This is a genomic window from Mucilaginibacter sp. SG538B (genome assembly GCF_013376065.1).
Classification (GTDB): Bacteria; Bacteroidota; Bacteroidia; order Sphingobacteriales; family Sphingobacteriaceae; genus Mucilaginibacter; species Mucilaginibacter rubeus.
Map to the genome: position 1 here is coordinate 2100983 of NZ_JABMJI010000001.1, position 16482 is coordinate 2117464.

The following is a 16482-nucleotide window of genomic DNA, read 5'->3' on the forward strand; positions in this document are numbered from 1 at the left end:
AACTTGAGCTTAGTTATAAATTAAACGCAGCTAATTATAAAATTGACCGGGCAAATAACGGCATGGTTATTTTATATAATCATATACCGTATCAATTAAAGGTTTTTGTATTTTTAAAGGGTTAGTTTAATACTATCAAACCAATTCAACTAAACACTTTTGAGCAAGATAATTTTTTTGCGGTCGTTAAGCCTCTCTTTTATTTTCATATGCATTGCTATTTGCACTAACGCGCAAGGTTCAAACCAGGGTACGGAGTTTTATACTGCATATATTGATCACGTTGATGGTGCAGCAGGCAGTCCTACCGCGTTGGGCAGGGGTAGTCAGATGGACCTTTACATAACTGCCGACGTAAATACCACTGTAACAGTTGAAGTTGCAGATGGTAGCTTTTCAAGTACCTACCAGGTTAAGGCGAAGGATATATTAACGGTAGCTATTCCCCCCGAAGCCTTTGTAGGAAACCAGGGGCAGTTTTTAAAGGGGATTCATATCAAGTCGTTAAAACCTATTGCAGTTTACGCGCATATTTTTGCAGAGAATGTATCGGGCGCAACGCTTCTGCTGCCCGTCAATACGCTCGGTAAAGATTACCTCTCCATTAACTATAAACAAATATCAAACTCAAACAACGGTACGAAAAATACTGAAGGCGTACCCTCATATTCAACCTTTGCGGTAATAGCTACAGAAGATAATACCACGGTTGAAATAACACCCTCGCAACCACTGCTAAACGGGATCCCTGCAAACCAACCATTTACCGTAAATTTAAAAAAAGGCGAAGTATACCAGGGATTATCAGCTACTGACCTTACCGGTACCCGCATCCACTCAATTGTGAGCGCTGCCGGGGCCTGTAAAAAAATCGCTGTTTTCTCAGGCAGCTCAAAAATAAGCATAGGGTGCCAGGGCGATAAGGGATCATCAGATAACCTCTTTCAGCAGGTTTATCCTTTAGCAGTTTGGGGTAAGAACTATGTGACCGCACCTTTAAAAGGGCGCTATTATGATATCTTAAGAATAGTGCTTAGTTCGCCCGATACAAAAGTTACAGTAAACGGTGCCGCGCCAACGGGAGGGCTAAACAATGGTTTGTATTACGAGTTTACATCAACTACGACTAATGTTATCACTGCCGATAAACCAATCCAGGTAGCGCAATATGCGGTAACCCAGGGCGAAGGTTTAAATTGCCAGTTTATTCAAGGTGATACAGGAGATCCTGAAATGATCTATCTGACCCCGATTGAACAAACACTCGATCACGTTACGCTAAACTCAACCGGAAACTATCGGATCCTGGATAATTTTATTAATGTTATTATTAAAACAACTGCAGTGCCAACGTTTTCACTCGATGGAGAACCTTATACCCAGTTTTCTCCTGTGCCGAACAGTATTTACTCCTATGCACAAATCAGTGTAAACGCAGGCGTGCACAATATCAAAGCTTCAGACGGGTTCAACGCAATTGCCTATGGGTTTGGCAAAACGGAATCATACGGTTATGCTGCAGGCACCAACCTTAAAAACCTGAATGAGTTCATTGCCTTATTAAATCTTTCGGATAAGTCGGTACAGGCCAATGGCTGCGTCGATACTCATTATAAACTGCAGCTTACGCTGCCATTTCAAACCAATAAAATAAGCTGGGATTTTAAGGATGGCAGTGCTGCTGTTGTTGTAGACAACCCAATACCAACCGGTTCAATCATAAAGGATTCGAAGGTGCTTTATACTTATGAATGTCCGGTAGATAAAACCTATATCGATGGGGATTATAGTGTAGTGGCGACTGTATTTAACCCTATTGCAGATGAATGCGGATCGAACGAAGATATAGAGTTTGATTTTAATATATCATTGCCACCGGTTGTAAAGTTCAATTTTGCAAATACCTGTTTTGGCAGCGATGTTCAATTCACCGACCAGTCAACCTCAGGTACACGGCAAATTAAAACATGGCGATGGGACTTTGGCGATGGGTTAACTGATGTTGTGCAAAACCCTGTACACAAATATGCCCAACCCGGTTATTACCTGGTTAAACTTTTTGTTACCAATGAAAATGGATGCGGCGCTGCATCTGATCCAATAAAGATCCATATATCAAAACCACCTCTTGCATCTTTTAGCTATTCGTCGCCAAGCTGTACAGGTCAGGATGTTACATTTACGGATAAGTCCACATCTGCCGAAGGAAGTATCATTAGCTGGCAATGGGACTTTGGTGATGGCACACCGGTTGAAATTCTTAAAAGCAAGAACCCATTTAACCATACATTTAGTGAACCGGGAGATTATTTAGTTAAGCTAACCGTCACAAATGATAATGGTTGTACAAATAATATAGCCCCGCTGCCTGTTAAAGTTTATCCTGTGCCGGTAGTGGATTTTTTATTGCCCGATGCCTGTGAAGATGACTTTGTTCAGTTTACTGATCGAAGCACAATTGCTGATGCCACAGAAGCTGACTTTACCTACGATTGGAATTTTGGTGACCCTAATGCAACACCAGCTAACCCGAATATTTCCCACGGGAAAAACCCGAAGCACAAGTTTTTAGCCGGCAACTATCAGGTTACACTTAAGGTTACTTCAAAAAATGGATGCTCTTTTACATCGGCTTCAAAGTCATTAACAATTAACGGTAGCAAACCAAAAGCTAAAGTAATTATTAAGGATCCGGCTGGTTTGTGCAGCGCTCAGGAAGTATTTTTTGAAAACCAATCCTCGGTTAATTTCGGCGAGATTACCCGGCTGGAGGTTACTTATGACATCAACGACCAATCAACTACGATAGTTTATGACCATCCGGTATATGGAATGCAACTCAGGCATAAATACCCTTTATTTACATCAGGATCGCGGCAGGTTACCTTGCGAGTAATTGCATATTCGGGTACATCATGCTCTGATGTCGCAGAAATCCCGGTTAATTTAAAAGCATCGCCTGTCGTCATCTTTGATCAGGCGCCGGTTTTTTGTATCGAATCGGAGCCCAAAAAATTGTTGCCAAAACCTCAGGGCCCTGTTGGCTCCGGTGTGTTTTCAGGAACAGGGATTAGTACAGATGGTGTGTTTAACTCTGCTGTTTCGGGTGTCGGCGAATTTGATATCATGTACATTTATACCACCCGGGACGCGTGCGCTGATACAGTTATGCAGCAGGTTAAGGTAGATGCATCGCCTGTTGTAACGTTGGGGCCGGATTTTACTATGCTTGAAGGCACAAAGCGTGTTTTAAAACCCATAGTAAACGATAATAACTTAAGTTATAAATGGACACCAGCAACAGGCCTTGATCATGATGGCGTGGCTAATCCTGTTGCAAGTCCGTCGCAGGATATTACCTATCAGGTAGTGGTTACATCGGCACATGGATGCCAGGCCATGGCCAGTGTATCGGTAAAGGTTTTAAAGTTTTTAGTCGTTCCCAATGTGTTTACGCCTAATGGAGATGGGGTAAATGACATTTGGAATGTTAAATATTTAGAAAGTTATCCAAATAATAAGGTTGACGTATACAACCGATTCGGAGAAAAGGTATATTCGTCAATTGGTTATAGTATACCCTGGGATGGGAAATACAAAGGCTCATATTTGCCTCCCGGGACTTATTATTATATTATTGATCCGAAAAATGGCCGGGAGGTTATTGCAGGTAATGTGACCATTATCAGATAAAATGAAGCGAATTTTATATACTCTACTTATTATTGCCGTAACAATTCAATTAGCAAAAGCACAGCAACGGCCGCAGTACACTCAATACGTATTCAATAATTACCTTTTGAACCCTGCGTTAAGCGGTATTGAAAACTATACCGATGTAAAACTGGGTTATCGCAGCCAATGGACAGGGCTTGAAGGCGCGCCGGTAACATCCTATTTTTCAGTAAACGCGCCTATAGGTAACCGGTTTTTACAGGGCGATGCTACTGCATTTCCTGCGGGTGGAGGTTTAAACCCATCAAGCAGGTCATATACACAAAATTACATGGCTGCGGAGCCGCATCATGGCGTGGGCTTAATGGTGGTGTCTGATAAAACAGGCCCGATAACACAAACCAATATTGACGCTACTTACGCTTATCACCTCGGCCTCACCGAAACATTGAATGTAGCGGTAGGGGTGTCTGCCGGGGTAAGTCATAATATTATTGACAAAAGTAAACTCACTTATGTTGATCAAAACGACCCAACCATTAATAGCATCGCGGGCGCGCAGTGGAAACCTGATTTGGGAGTAGGCGTATGGGCTTATTCATCTAATTATTTTTTTGGTGCGTCGGTACAGCAAATCCTTCCGCAAAATTTATATGTAACTACTTCGACAACTGCTGTACAAAACAAAACGGTACCCCATTATTTTGTGACCGGCGGCGTTAAGCTTTTCGTATCTGATGATATTACGCTTATGCCTTCAGCCTTGTTGAAATTTATAGCACCGGTTCCGGTAACTTTTGATGTGAACATGAAAATGTCATTTAAAGACAGGTTCTGGATTGGTGGTTCATACCGCCGCAATGATTCATACGCGGCATTGGTTGGATTTAACCTGAGTTCGCTTATTAATGTTGGCTACTCATACGATTTTACAACATCTGCCCTAAATACGGTGAGTCATGGTTCGCATGAAATTGTGTTAGGCATCCTGCTTAATAATCGATATAAAGTAACTTGCCCTCAGCATACTTTTTAATTTTAAAAAGCGTTTTTAATATACTGGCGGATAAACTGCCGTATCGTTCGAGATTAGTCCGAATCAAGCTCTGTAATCCGGTTCGGCTCGCGAAGGCGCAATTATGCCATGCTGCATAACATTTATAAACTATTTTGAAGCTTCCTAATAATTACAACTATAATAGTTTTAATTTACGATATTTAATTTCTTAAAAGGATAAAAAATAAAACAATACAATTGTTTCGTAGGTTTATTAAATAACAACTAAAATTAAAACCTATGAATACCAATAATGAAAACTGGGGAAACCAGGATAATGATCGTAATGATTTTGAAAACAACACCAACTCATTTTCTGTGAATGGTGATGAAGCCTATCCAAACCGTGATCTTGAAAACGATGATGATGATCTGGATGAGGTAGACGATATAGTAGACTATGATGAACAGCCTGAAGTAGAAAAACCCGAAGACGAACAGGTGGGTACCCATAGTCAATCGGAGATTGACCAGCCCAACAGAAGCGCCGACACCTCATTTAGCGAGCAAACAGATGTTACACCGCCGAATAAAAAGGAATTTCCATCGGTAGGCCCCGCTAAAACTGATTTTGAGAGCCGCCCGCAAGGACGCACCACCGGCAGGATGGTTGGTCATGAACCAGGAACTGAAGGAATTTAGTAAAAGGAGGGTATAATCATGAATGATTATAAAAATGACTATCCTGCTTCCCGGCAGGGTAATATTAAGGAGACCAGGGAAAGTAACATTAAAGACAGCTATAACTATGCTGCCCGAAACAACCCCTGTCTTGAAACAAAAGGTCCTCAAAGAAAACACTTTAAAGTTTTACATGAGGATGGGAGCCTGGCTGATCTTCCGGATCCAAATGTTGAAGGAGCAGGCGTCGGAGATGGCACCATAGGCCGTTAAGCAAAAAAGGTGACCGAAATGGCCACCTTTTTTATGCTGTTATGATTAGATTTACAATTACGTGGTATAACCCAGAATTTTCAATACTTGCTTGCTGTTTTGCTCTTCTCCAAACACCTCAAAGTTAAACGTTTCGTCCCTGTTACGGCGAATGATCACATGCTTGGGTGATGGCAGTAGGCAGTGGTGGATACCGCCGTAGCCACTTAATACTTCCTGGTAGGCGCCGGTATTAAAGAAGCCTAAATATTGCACCTTACGGGTTTTAGGCATAAATACGCTGTTCATATGCGCTTCCTGGTTGTAATAATCCTGCCCGTCGCAGGTGATACCCCCAAGGTTTACACGTTCGTATTCCGAATCCCAGTTGTTAACCGGCAACAGGATGTACTTTTGGTTCAGCGCCCAGACGTCAGGCAGATTGGTAATGAACGAGCCATCAAGCATCAGCCAGCGTTCGCGGTCGTTTTGTTGTTTACGGCCTAATACCTTGTATAAAATACCTGAAGCTTCGGCTACAGTATACTTGCCGAATTCGGTAATGATATCCGGTTCCATGGTGTCATGCTCAGCACATATCTCTTTGATCCGGCTTACTATTTCGTTGATCATGTATTCATAATCAAAATCGAAAACCAGTGAATCTTTAAATGGCATACCACCGCCAATATCAAGCGTATCCAGATGCGGGTTTACTTTTTTGAATTTGCAGTAAAGAGTTACATATTTTTCAAGCTCGTTCCAGTAGTATGGTGTATCGGATATACCGGAGTTGATGAAGAAATGTAACAGCTTAACCTGGAAGTTAGGGTTATCCTCAATTTTGTTATGATAAAAATCAATAACATCTTCCATACGCACACCCAAACGTGAAGTATAAAACTGAGAATCAGGCTGTTCTTCAGCTGCGATCCGGATGCCCAGGTTGCAAGGGGTGTCCATCTCAATTTCGTCGTCGTAAAGGTTAAATTCTTCTTTATTATCTAATACCGGAATGATGTTTTTAAAGCCATCATGCAGCATATCAATAATATATGTTTTGTACTGGAAGGTTTTAAAGCCGTTGCATATTACGGTTATATCCTTTGTTACAGTACCTTTTTTCTCCAACGCATCAATCATCGGCATATCAAAGGCTGATGATGTTTCCAGGTGGATCTCGTTTTTCAGGGCTTCTTCAACAATGTGCTTGAAATGCGAGCTCTTGGTACAATAGCAGTATTTATAACTGCCGCGATAGTTGTTTTTGATGATGGCCTGTTGAAACAGCAGTTTAGCTTGCTGGATCTTTTTGGATATCATAGGCAGATAAGTAAAGCGTAAGGGAGTACCGTACGTTTCAATCATCTCCATCAAATTTAGGTCCTGAAAGTATAGTTCATCGTCGATGATCTCAAAACCATCCTGTGGAAAGCCTACACTTAAGTCAAGAAATTCCTGATAACTCTGCATCCTTAAAAATTTTGGGGCAAAAATGTAATTTTTAAACGGAATATTTGGCTATTTGTTAGGATTAATTTTATTGACAGAATGTAATGTTTTTGAGGTAGAAGCCGGATTGGCCAGTACTTACTGCAATACAGCAGGTTCCGGTTGATAATCAATAGATATTTTCGATAATAACAAACCTGGAGTATAGGTGACCGAGGGTTAGCAGAAATTCAAAATTCTGATGGACATACCTATGCTACAGCCGCTTCTTTGTTATATTTATTACGGTAATCAATTGGCGAGAGCCCGGTGATCTTTTTAAAAACTGTACGAAATGCTTTGGCATCGGTATACCCAACATCATACATTACCTCATTGATGTTTTTGGGGGTACTTTCCAATTGTTTTTTGGCTGCTTCAATTTTTACGCGCTGTATATATTCAACCGGGGTATTATTGGTGGCTTTTTTAAACCGTCGTTCAAAATGCCTGCGGCCAATAGCATACATTGATGATAAATCTTCAACTGAGATTTTTTCGGTAACGTTATTTTCTATGTATTCCTGGGCTTGCTTTATAGGATTGTCTTCATGTTTTTTTTGCCCGGTGAACATCGCAAATGGGGACTGACTTTTCCGGTCGATCTCCAGGGCGTAGATCTTGGCAGCCATGATGGCTATATCCCGGCCGGCATACTTTTCAATCAATAACAGTAATAAGCTCCAGTAAGAGGTAGCGCCGCCGCTTGAATATAAACCCTGCTGTTCGGTAACAATACGCCCGTCAACCAGCTTCACTTCCGGGAACATATTTCTGAAAGCATCGGCTGTGATCCAATGGCTGGAACACTCTTTACCGTTCAATAACCCTGTAGAGGCCAATATGAATGAGCCGATACAAAGACTTGCTATTTCTGCACCATTATTGTACTGGCTGATGATCCAGGGTACAAAATCCCGATTTACGTTTACCGCGTTTTGAAGATCGCCGCTTATGGCAGGAATGATCACCATATCGCTTTTTTGCAGATCGCTTAACAAAATATCCGTATGAACCGAAAACATGCCGCCATGCACCTTAACTTCTTTAGAAAGCCCAACCATCTGTACGTCAAAAACAGGTTGCCTCCCCATGGATTGTAAAAAATCGTTGGCGCCTGTAAAAATGGTTCGGGCGTCAACGATGCTGGCTAAAACTGCTTCGTTGGGTATCAGGATGGCAACATGTTTCATTTTATTATTGTATAACTGGTTATCTGGGATAAAGATAGTGAACACTAAAGTCGCAAACAACCCCTTAACAAGTCCTTTTTACGTGCTACACAACTTTATCGCTCCAGATAACTTTGTATTGTTAACAAACATTCAATCACACAAAATAAATGTCATCATGAAACCCAAAACAATTAAAACCCTGTACTGGATCTTTACCGTCCTTTTTTTATTAGCTATGCTCGGCGATGCTTATGGGGGAATCACTATGCAGCAGGCGGGCAAAGATTCATTAGCTAAACTTGGTTACCCTTTTTACCTCATGGTTATTATGGGGTGGGCAAAAATAGCAGGTGTACTGGCCATAGCTCAAACCAAGTACCAGGTTATTAAAGAATGGGCTTATTCAGGCTTTACCATCAGCTTTATCGGTGCATTTTTATCATGGCTTGCTATTGGAGCCGGGGCTGCCATGCTCATTCCGCCGGTAGTTATGCTGCTTGTTATGTTCCTTACCTACTATTTATGGAAAAGGTATGAGCAGGTAAAAGAACTGGGCTTAACCAACACTAAACTTGCCGGAAATACCGAACTGGCTTAATGTTATTAGTTTAATTATAAATTCCGGATTTATCAATAAACCCGGTTTGCTTGTTTATCACCATGCGCAAACTGATCGTATCCTTAAACATTACGCTGGATGGTTTTGTAGCGGCGGAGGATGAGGGCCTGGATTGGCACTATCAATACTGGACGGATGAAATAGCCGAGACAACAACAGAACTGCTTAGCCGGGCCGATACTATTTTATTAGGCAAAAACACCTATCAGGCTATGGCTGCCTATTGGCCCTTTCAAGCTAAGTGCATGAACTTTCCCCGTACGGATATTGCCTATGCAGATATGATGAACAATTACCAAAAAGTGGTTATGTCCTCAACAATGACCTCCGCGTTGTGGAACAATTCATTATTGATCAAAGGAAATCTGAAGAAAGCTGTTGAGCATTTAAAAAAGCAGCATGGCCGTGACATCCTTACTTACGGAAGCATCAGTGTGGTTAAAAAACTGGTGACCGCGAATTTAGTTGATGAGTACCAGCTTTGGATCCACCCAGTAATTTTAGGCAATGGTAAAGCACTTTTCAAGGGATTAAAAAATAACTTGCCTTTAAAACCGGTTTTAAAGAAAGTTTTTTCATCGGGTGTTATATTGATGGTTTATCAATCACATAATTAACTTAGGTAACAGAATCAAACCGACCGGGTTAAAACGCGTCTTTACTGCTGACACACTGTTGTCAACAGCGAGTTACATCTTTGTATAATAAAAATGTGATCCGTTATGAACAGAGCCGACAGGTTGCTCAGAGTATTGGTGTTGCTGCAAACCAGGGATGTGGTTTCTATCGACCTGCTGAAATCACATTTTCATATCAGTACCCGTACAGCCTATCAGGACCTTGAGTGCCTGAAGCAATTAAAAATAACAGTGACCTTTGAAGCTGAAAAGGGGTGTTTGGTTTTAGTCGCAAGCTGCCCTTCACCCGATAGAAAAAATGACATCATTTCTCAGCCTATGCTGGTTATTCCGGCGGCCATAAAAAATGAAATGTTATCAATTATCCCGCGTGTGGTAAATAATGATCCTCAAAACTCATCGTCGTAGTTTACCTTTCCATTTTTTAACCGCACATAATCTACCGATCCTGTACCCTGGAACCGGAAAACAATCCCGATTATTTTAGCCCGACTGATTCCTTTATTCACTGTGTAAATAGGTTTGTTATCAATGAAAATCAGTGCCTTTCCATTGTGTGATTCAATTTTAAGCGATACATATTTTTCAAAATCTACCCCAAAGGCTGATAGATCATGTTTTTTACCGGATGCCTCATAACCTGCAAAATACATGTCGAGATCAGATACACAGCCTTTAGTACTTAGTGGAATCCAGATAGCAGTGCCTTTACACAGTATATAAACAGTACTTAGACGGCAAGCAGCCGCGCCCTCGTTATAGTTGTTTTTTACGAATGTTTCAAATGTGAAATCATCGCTGTAAATCTCGCCGTAATCGCTTACATTGGTATAAACCACAAAAGGAGGGGCAGGTTGCAGGGCAATATTTCGCTCTTTGATCTTTTCGGGCGATAGGGAAAGCTTACCATCGCCTAACGCATCCCTTATTTCATAATAAACGGGAACAGGCTGCTTTTCAACTACGGGTAACCATCCGTTCGATTCAACAAACAACTCATGCTGTTTTACAATTTTTCCACCGACAATAAGCTTGGCGTAATAAAAATCGGGAAAATAATAAATGGACGTATGCTGGCGGTCGTTTTTGGAAACGTTAACCCGTAAATGCCGGTCCCATGATTGCTGAATAGCTACCGAATCATATGGAGATTTACTTGCATCAAAATCAAACACAACTGAATTAGGTAATCCTGATGTGATCACCTTTTTACTGCTGAAAGTATAATCCTTAGGGTTGATAGCCGGTGTTGTTTTCGAATGTTCGGTACGTGAAGCCATTATCACAACCAATAAAATACCCGTCAGCGTTAAAGCGCCCAAAGCATAGGGCATTGATCTGAACTGTTTTTTTACAGGCCGGGGTTTCGGTTGAGGGAGATTGACCGGTATATCAGCAGGAACAAACCGCATACTGAATACCCTGAAGTTTTCATAACCTAAAAACTGAGCCAGCGTATCCATGGTATAGGTATTGGGCAGGCTGTCATATTTAACTTTGCCCCAGATGCGCTTCAGCGTAACGTGGCTAATAGAAGCGCCGGTCTTCTCCCTTATCTTTTCGCTAAGGTTTATAAAATCCTGGTTCTTCCAGTTACTACTGTCGCCCCAGCCGGTGAAGGCCTCGTATTGTTTTATCAGTTCGGTAATAAGCAACGCTTGTGCAGGCATATCCATTGGTCAAAAATAGCCGGTAAATCAGTTCAAATATTATTTGTACGGGCTTGTACCAACTTGTACAGGCTGTGAATTGCAATAGCCTGGCGGGCAAACTAATTTTATCAGCAATTCGAAATTAAGCCTAAATATACCATAACCTAACCAACAATGAAACAAATACTAAGCAGGATCAGTGCATACATTTATGCCACAGTAATGTTCATATTCGGTATCCAGCATTTTATGTATGCCGATTTTGTAGCAACGCTTGTACCCGGCTGGATCCCATTCCATCTATTTTGGGTATATCTTACGGCGGTTGCACTTATAGCCGCTGCAATTAGTATCTATGTTAATCTGTATGCCCAATGGGGATGTTTTTTATTAGGATGTATGATATGGGTGTTTATTTTAACGATCCATATCCCGCTGCTGATCGACAGTCATTTTGATGCGGGTAAAATTACTAATGCCCTTAAAGATACCGGTCTTGCATCATGTGCCTTTATACTTGCGGCTATCTACGATCGGCAGGGGTAAAATTAATATCCTATCGTATGTAATATGAATGCGTTTGTTGTATGAACGAAACCAACTCTTATCTCATGAACAAAAAAAACGGCCGATACAGTTGCTGTTTGAATAAAGTAGATAACCCTAAAAAGATCATAACTGAACTGGATAAATAGGGAAGCCGAATTGTGCAAACACTTACCAACAATTATATATATCCACCTGTTAGCCGGCTTGCACAAGCAAGCCGGCTAACGGTCATTAAAAGCATAAATTATCCAGCCTCACACCACCTGTCTGGTACAAGTTTAAAACGAGGGAACCTCTGGTTTTTGCGCAAAATTACGTATGAAAATACCGTATTTTAACGGATTGATATCTGGCCGATTGCTTTGTAAATTGGGAAACATTTTTATGTCTGTTAAACCCGCAACCTTATGTTTAATTCCCCAATTATCGATCTTGCGCTCACGCTGTCGTTCACCTATTTTTCGCTCAGTCTAACTGTTAGCACAATTCATGAGTATCTATCCGCTCTGCTTAATAAGCGGGGAGAGTATCTGAAAAATGCTATTGACTGTTTACTTTTTGACCAGGACTGGAAAAAAATAGCTGAAAAGCTTTATAACAATCCGAACATTACATCTTTAAAAAAGGATTTAAACAGTTTGCCATCATATATCCCAGCGGGCAATTTTGCCGCGGCTTTAATGGATCAGTTTAAAGACGATAAAAATATTATCCTTGATATGAATAAGATCAGGGACGTTTTAACAGATGATGGAATAGCGGCACAGGTTGGTATCTCTGCCGGGATCAGGAAACTTCTTCTTAATTTTTATGAACGCGCCCAGGGCGATCTTCAGAGTTTTCAAAAACAGATCGAAACATTTTATAATTCGGCCATGGACAGGGCCTCGGGAGTTTATAAACGATCGTCTCAGCTTATTGTATTTATTATTTCGGTGGTAATCTGTGCCTCCTTGAATGTTGATACCATAAATATTGTGAACAAGCTTTGGGGTAACCAGGAAGCACTGAAACATACAGCCGATAATTTACAAACCGTAGTTAAACAAGTAAACGAAAAAGGATATAATCCTAAAACTGATACGATAAAGTTTGAAGCCAGCAAAGTAACGGTTATTAAAAACATACCTGCCGATACGAGTAAAAACGCACCTAACGGGAAAAAAGTCGCCCAACAAATCAGCACAGTTAGTACGTTTCTGGTAAGCTCTGGTATCCCTGTTGGTTGGACGGCACAAAACACGCCAGATTTGAAGGGTAAAACATTTTGTCAAAGCCTTTTGTCGCTTTTAATCAAGATAACGGGTTTATTATTAACAGCTATCGCTTTAATGTTAGGCGCTCCCTTTTGGTTCGATTTGATCAATAAAATTGTAAGTTTACGGGCGGCAGGCAAAAAGCCTGAAGAAGAAGCAACCACACCAACTAAGAATACCACCGTAACCGTAAAACCAGTAGGCTAATGCGTATTAAAGTAACCAAGCTGCTCAATACCAGGGTAGGAGGCGCTCATACAACCTATCAAACCGGTGCTGTAAGAGAGCCGGGTGACGAGATAGAAGTAACGGGTACTGTGCAGGGAGAGGAACTTGATGGAAACAATACCTGGTATAAAGTGGGTGACGATGCTAATAGTCATTATTGGAGCGGCGGGGCCGAACAAATAGATGGCGTTGGGAGCAATTATCAGCAATGGATGATTGACTTGAACCTGCCGGAGATTTGGGGCCGGTATGCAGGTACAGGCGTTGGTGTTGCTGTGGTTGACACCGGTATTGCGCCAGGCATAACAGACCTGTTTTATAATCAGAGTAAGTATTATGTTTATGGCGATAATGTTGAGATAAAAGACAACGCCGGTCATGGTACATTTTGTGCTTCCCTTGTTGGGCTACGGAATACCAGCGGCAACTATGTCGGTGTGGCTCCGGGATGTAATTTATTCGCCTGTAAAATATCCGAAAAAAGAACATTTGAAAACACGGAGAGAGATGCCCAAAGATATGCTGACGCGATTAATTGGTGTGCAAAAAAAACTGATATTCATATAGTGTCAATAAGTTGGTCGTCAAGTATAAGTAATGCGGCTACTCTAAGTTTAATTCAGGAGGCTATAAACAATGCCGTAGCTAACAATAAAATAGTTGTTTGTTCTATCGGAAATTCGATAGTATACGGTGATACAAGAAAATATTATCCGGCCTGTTTAAAAAATACAATCGGAGTAGGCATGGTTCCGGATAAAGAGAATGGCGATCCTTGTATAAATGAGTTCCTATCGGTGGTGACCAATGGCTCGCAAATAAAATCATATAATCAGAATAACGAATTGATAGCTGATAGCGGGAGTAGTTTTGCGACGGCTATTACATCGGGCATAATTGCGCTGATGATTCAAAAAATGAATTTTAGTTATTCATTTGCTGCGATCACTGAAAAATTGGCGGCTATGACGCAGAAAACAACTTTCATTATAACCGAAGATGGAAGCTCGCAAGTATCCTTCGATCTCCCATTGCTAAAACCCGAACTTTTGTTGAATTTTTTTAACGATGTTGTATGAAATATAAATACGCCTCCCTTTTTTTGTTCTTGCTTCTATCCTGCAAAACGTTTGCGCAACAACCCGAAAGGCGCGTTTTTTATGATGTGTTATATTTAAAAAGCCTTTACGATAAAGATGGTAAAATAAGGATCAGCCCACAAAATAAGCCGCTGTTTGCTTATTATTTTAATCTTAAAAATACCACCAATGTAGATACTGTTATTCAGAAAAATCCTTTTTTTAGCCTGAACGGGATTTATGAAGCTGGCGGTGCAAGCGGAGGGACAATACCCAGCCCATCCGGATTACTACAATCCATCGGCTCTCTTGATGTTACCAATCTTGCCGACGGTCTTGCAAAGTTTTTGGTGGAACGAACAAAGCAGGAACTTTCCACTGCCTTTTTTTCACGATTTAAAAAGGAGCTGGACAGTACCAGGCAGTTGCAGTTATTATTCCCGGTTACTTACAAATCACTTACAGCTATAGATGTTGAGATCTATAATTACGCCGCCTATACGGATTTGCTGCGGGAGTCATTTCAGAAAGACCTGGCACTATTACTTCCCAATGTTTCCAATTTGATTGACGACCCGTGCATGGATCAATTGTTTGCTGCCATGCCCCACGTCAGGATAATCTTCATCGATGCCTTGTATATAGCCAACGAGTTTCATGAGGGTTCCCATCCCGGGGATATTTTTCATACCTATCTGGTTAATAAAGCAGGCAATGGCACCTTAAAGCTTGTAAATGAAAATGTATATCCGGCATTGCAAGCTTTTGATCTTTTTTCACAATCATTACGGTCAAATCAGAGAGATAAATACTGGGTCGATGCCGATTCGGCGAAGATGCTGTTTAGTAACCCTGTAACTTTCCAAATCTACCTCGGTTTGCTTTATCAGCAATTGGAAAAAAAAGACATTAATTTTAAAGAGGGGTCAATGAAGCAGTTTCTGAAAGATCGTAGTGGTGACTTTTTAAAGTTTGAGGAAATTTATCAGAGTTATAACATTGAATTTATCCAAAAAGCAACAATAGTAAACAGGTATTTCATTAATTTAAAGCAACTTCAGCAAAAAGGTGAAAATACTTTTAATTATCAGGATTATTACGCGCTTTATAATTCATCACTAAACCTTTTTGAGCAATTATTGAAATCACCATTGCTTTTAAATGTCGACCCGGCCAATATTACTATACCAATGATTGACCGGAAAGACACAAAGATTGATCAGTACCTGTCATCAGCCAGGAGTCTTGGCAACGTTTACATTGATGTTTACGAAAAACAGTACCCATCGGCCATAGTTGAGCTTAGTGGCGTTTACGATAACCTGTTTATTAATAAAGTCGTTACTAACCCAATAAAACAGGATTTAGTTAGAAATCTTGCAGACAAAAAAGCAGAATATGATAAACTGCAGGATGCAGTCGTCAAGACTGCCATAAAGAAAGAAATAAATGAACTTGAAGCGAAAATTGCAGCGTTCACCGAGTGGCCGGCAATAAATAAAATGTTTATTAAATATGCCAATTTTGCCGCTGAGGTATCAAAAGCGAAAAACAGCGACGAAGTAAAAAATGCTATTGAAGCAATTGCTTTACCGGTAGGCAGCTCAACCGTTAAACGCGAGGCTATTTTTAATGTCGCTCTAAACGCCTATGTTGGCCCTTATGTAGGTAAAGAAAAAGTGCACGGCATTGATGAAAAGTATAAAGGCACATACGGGCTCTCAGCACCGGTAGGAATTTCATTTAGCTGGGGGCACCGTTTATTATTTGTTCCTACTGGCGATAAAAAATGGTCGACTTCTGTTTTTGTTTCTTTAATTGATATCGGCGCACTTGCTTCATACCGTTTTACATCCGGAAGTACCCCGGTAGCAAAAGATACCAGCGCCACTGTAGCGCAGGTGCCTAAAATTGAGCTGAAGAATATCATAAGCCCAGGTTTGTTTTTATCTGTAGGCATACCATCCACGCCAATCTCAATTTCGGGTGGTTTCCAGGTTGCGCCAAATTTGCGTAGCGTTAGTTTAACAGGAGCCAATAAAGATGTGATAACTAACACTTACGGCGATAATAAGTTATATACACGTTGGTCGGTGGGGGTTTTAGTTGATATACCGATACTCAATTTGTTTACTAAAGGACGTTAACAGATTTGATCAACGGTTCGTCGGCCAACGATAAATCGAGGGC

At 40.9% G+C, this 16482-nt stretch carries 14 protein-coding genes; 11 read left to right on the forward strand and 3 right to left on the reverse strand.

The annotated features are described in order from the left end of the window. The first annotated feature begins 159 nt into the window (after positions 1 to 159). The 4 genes from FHW88_RS08415 (at position 160) to FHW88_RS08430 (ending at position 5626) form a co-directional block, all read left to right on the forward strand. Positions 160 to 3693 (forward strand): PKD domain-containing protein, encoded by a 3534-nt coding sequence (locus FHW88_RS08415; protein WP_176624588.1) that lies wholly within the window; start codon positions 160 to 162, stop codon positions 3691 to 3693. A gap of 1 nt (position 3694) precedes the next feature. Beyond that, positions 3695 to 4711, forward strand: coding sequence for a type IX secretion system membrane protein PorP/SprF (locus tag FHW88_RS08420; RefSeq protein ID WP_176624590.1), 1017 nt, complete (start codon positions 3695 to 3697; stop codon positions 4709 to 4711). 261 nt (positions 4712 to 4972) lie between these two features. After that, entirely contained in the window at positions 4973 to 5374 is a 402-nt protein-coding gene (locus FHW88_RS08425) for a hypothetical protein (RefSeq protein WP_090525488.1), read from the forward strand. Positions 5375 to 5392: 18 nt separating this feature from the next. After that, positions 5393 to 5626: a hypothetical protein gene (locus tag FHW88_RS08430; RefSeq protein WP_090525490.1), complete on the forward strand. Its 234-nt coding sequence runs from the start codon at positions 5393 to 5395 to the stop codon at positions 5624 to 5626. Positions 5627 to 5683: 57 nt separating this feature from the next. Here the strand turns inward: FHW88_RS08430 and FHW88_RS08435 are convergent, their stop codons facing one another. Together FHW88_RS08435 and FHW88_RS08440 are read right to left on the reverse strand one after the other, a co-directional pair. Beyond that, a complete protein-coding gene (locus tag FHW88_RS08435; protein WP_090525492.1) occupies positions 5684 to 7078 on the reverse strand; it encodes an arginine decarboxylase in 1395 nt (464 codons plus the stop codon). 230 nt (positions 7079 to 7308) lie between these two features. Further along, the gene (locus tag FHW88_RS08440; RefSeq protein ID WP_176624592.1) at positions 7309 to 8289 is read right to left on the reverse strand and encodes a GlxA family transcriptional regulator; all 981 of its coding nucleotides are present in this window, start codon (positions 8287 to 8289) and stop codon (positions 7309 to 7311) included. 157 nt (positions 8290 to 8446) lie between these two features. Between FHW88_RS08440 and FHW88_RS08445 the strand changes: the two genes are divergently transcribed. From FHW88_RS08445 to FHW88_RS08455, 3 genes are all read left to right on the forward strand, one after another. Next, positions 8447 to 8869: a DoxX family protein gene (locus FHW88_RS08445; RefSeq protein WP_176624594.1), complete on the forward strand. Its 423-nt coding sequence runs from the start codon at positions 8447 to 8449 to the stop codon at positions 8867 to 8869. 62 nt (positions 8870 to 8931) lie between these two features. Continuing rightward, entirely contained in the window at positions 8932 to 9507 is a 576-nt protein-coding gene (locus FHW88_RS08450) for a dihydrofolate reductase family protein (RefSeq protein WP_176624596.1), read from the forward strand. Positions 9508 to 9612: 105 nt separating this feature from the next. Next, positions 9613 to 9936: an HTH domain-containing protein gene (locus tag FHW88_RS08455; RefSeq protein WP_090525502.1), complete on the forward strand. Its 324-nt coding sequence runs from the start codon at positions 9613 to 9615 to the stop codon at positions 9934 to 9936. Here the strand turns inward: FHW88_RS08455 and FHW88_RS08460 are convergent. After that, positions 9918 to 11198 (reverse strand): hypothetical protein, encoded by a 1281-nt coding sequence (locus FHW88_RS08460; protein WP_176624598.1) that lies wholly within the window; start codon positions 11196 to 11198, stop codon positions 9918 to 9920. The genes FHW88_RS08455 and FHW88_RS08460 overlap by 19 nt on opposite strands. A gap of 156 nt (positions 11199 to 11354) precedes the next feature. Here FHW88_RS08460 and FHW88_RS08465 point away from each other — a divergent pair, with 156 nt between their 5' ends. The 4 genes from FHW88_RS08465 (at position 11355) to FHW88_RS08480 (ending at position 16439) form a co-directional block, all read left to right on the forward strand. Beyond that, complete coding sequence (locus FHW88_RS08465) at positions 11355 to 11726, forward strand: hypothetical protein (protein ID WP_090525506.1); 372 nt, start codon at positions 11355 to 11357, stop codon at positions 11724 to 11726. A gap of 410 nt (positions 11727 to 12136) precedes the next feature. Then, positions 12137 to 13192, forward strand: coding sequence for a hypothetical protein (locus FHW88_RS08470; RefSeq protein WP_176624600.1), 1056 nt, complete (start codon positions 12137 to 12139; stop codon positions 13190 to 13192). Further along, entirely contained in the window at positions 13192 to 14292 is a 1101-nt protein-coding gene (locus tag FHW88_RS08475; protein WP_176624602.1) for a S8 family peptidase, read from the forward strand. The genes FHW88_RS08470 and FHW88_RS08475 overlap by 1 nt, the downstream gene beginning before the upstream one ends. Further along, complete coding sequence (locus FHW88_RS08480) at positions 14289 to 16439, forward strand: hypothetical protein (protein ID WP_176624604.1); 2151 nt, start codon at positions 14289 to 14291, stop codon at positions 16437 to 16439. Before FHW88_RS08475 ends, FHW88_RS08480 begins: the two co-directional genes overlap by 4 nt. Positions 16440 to 16482 lie beyond the last annotated feature (43 nt).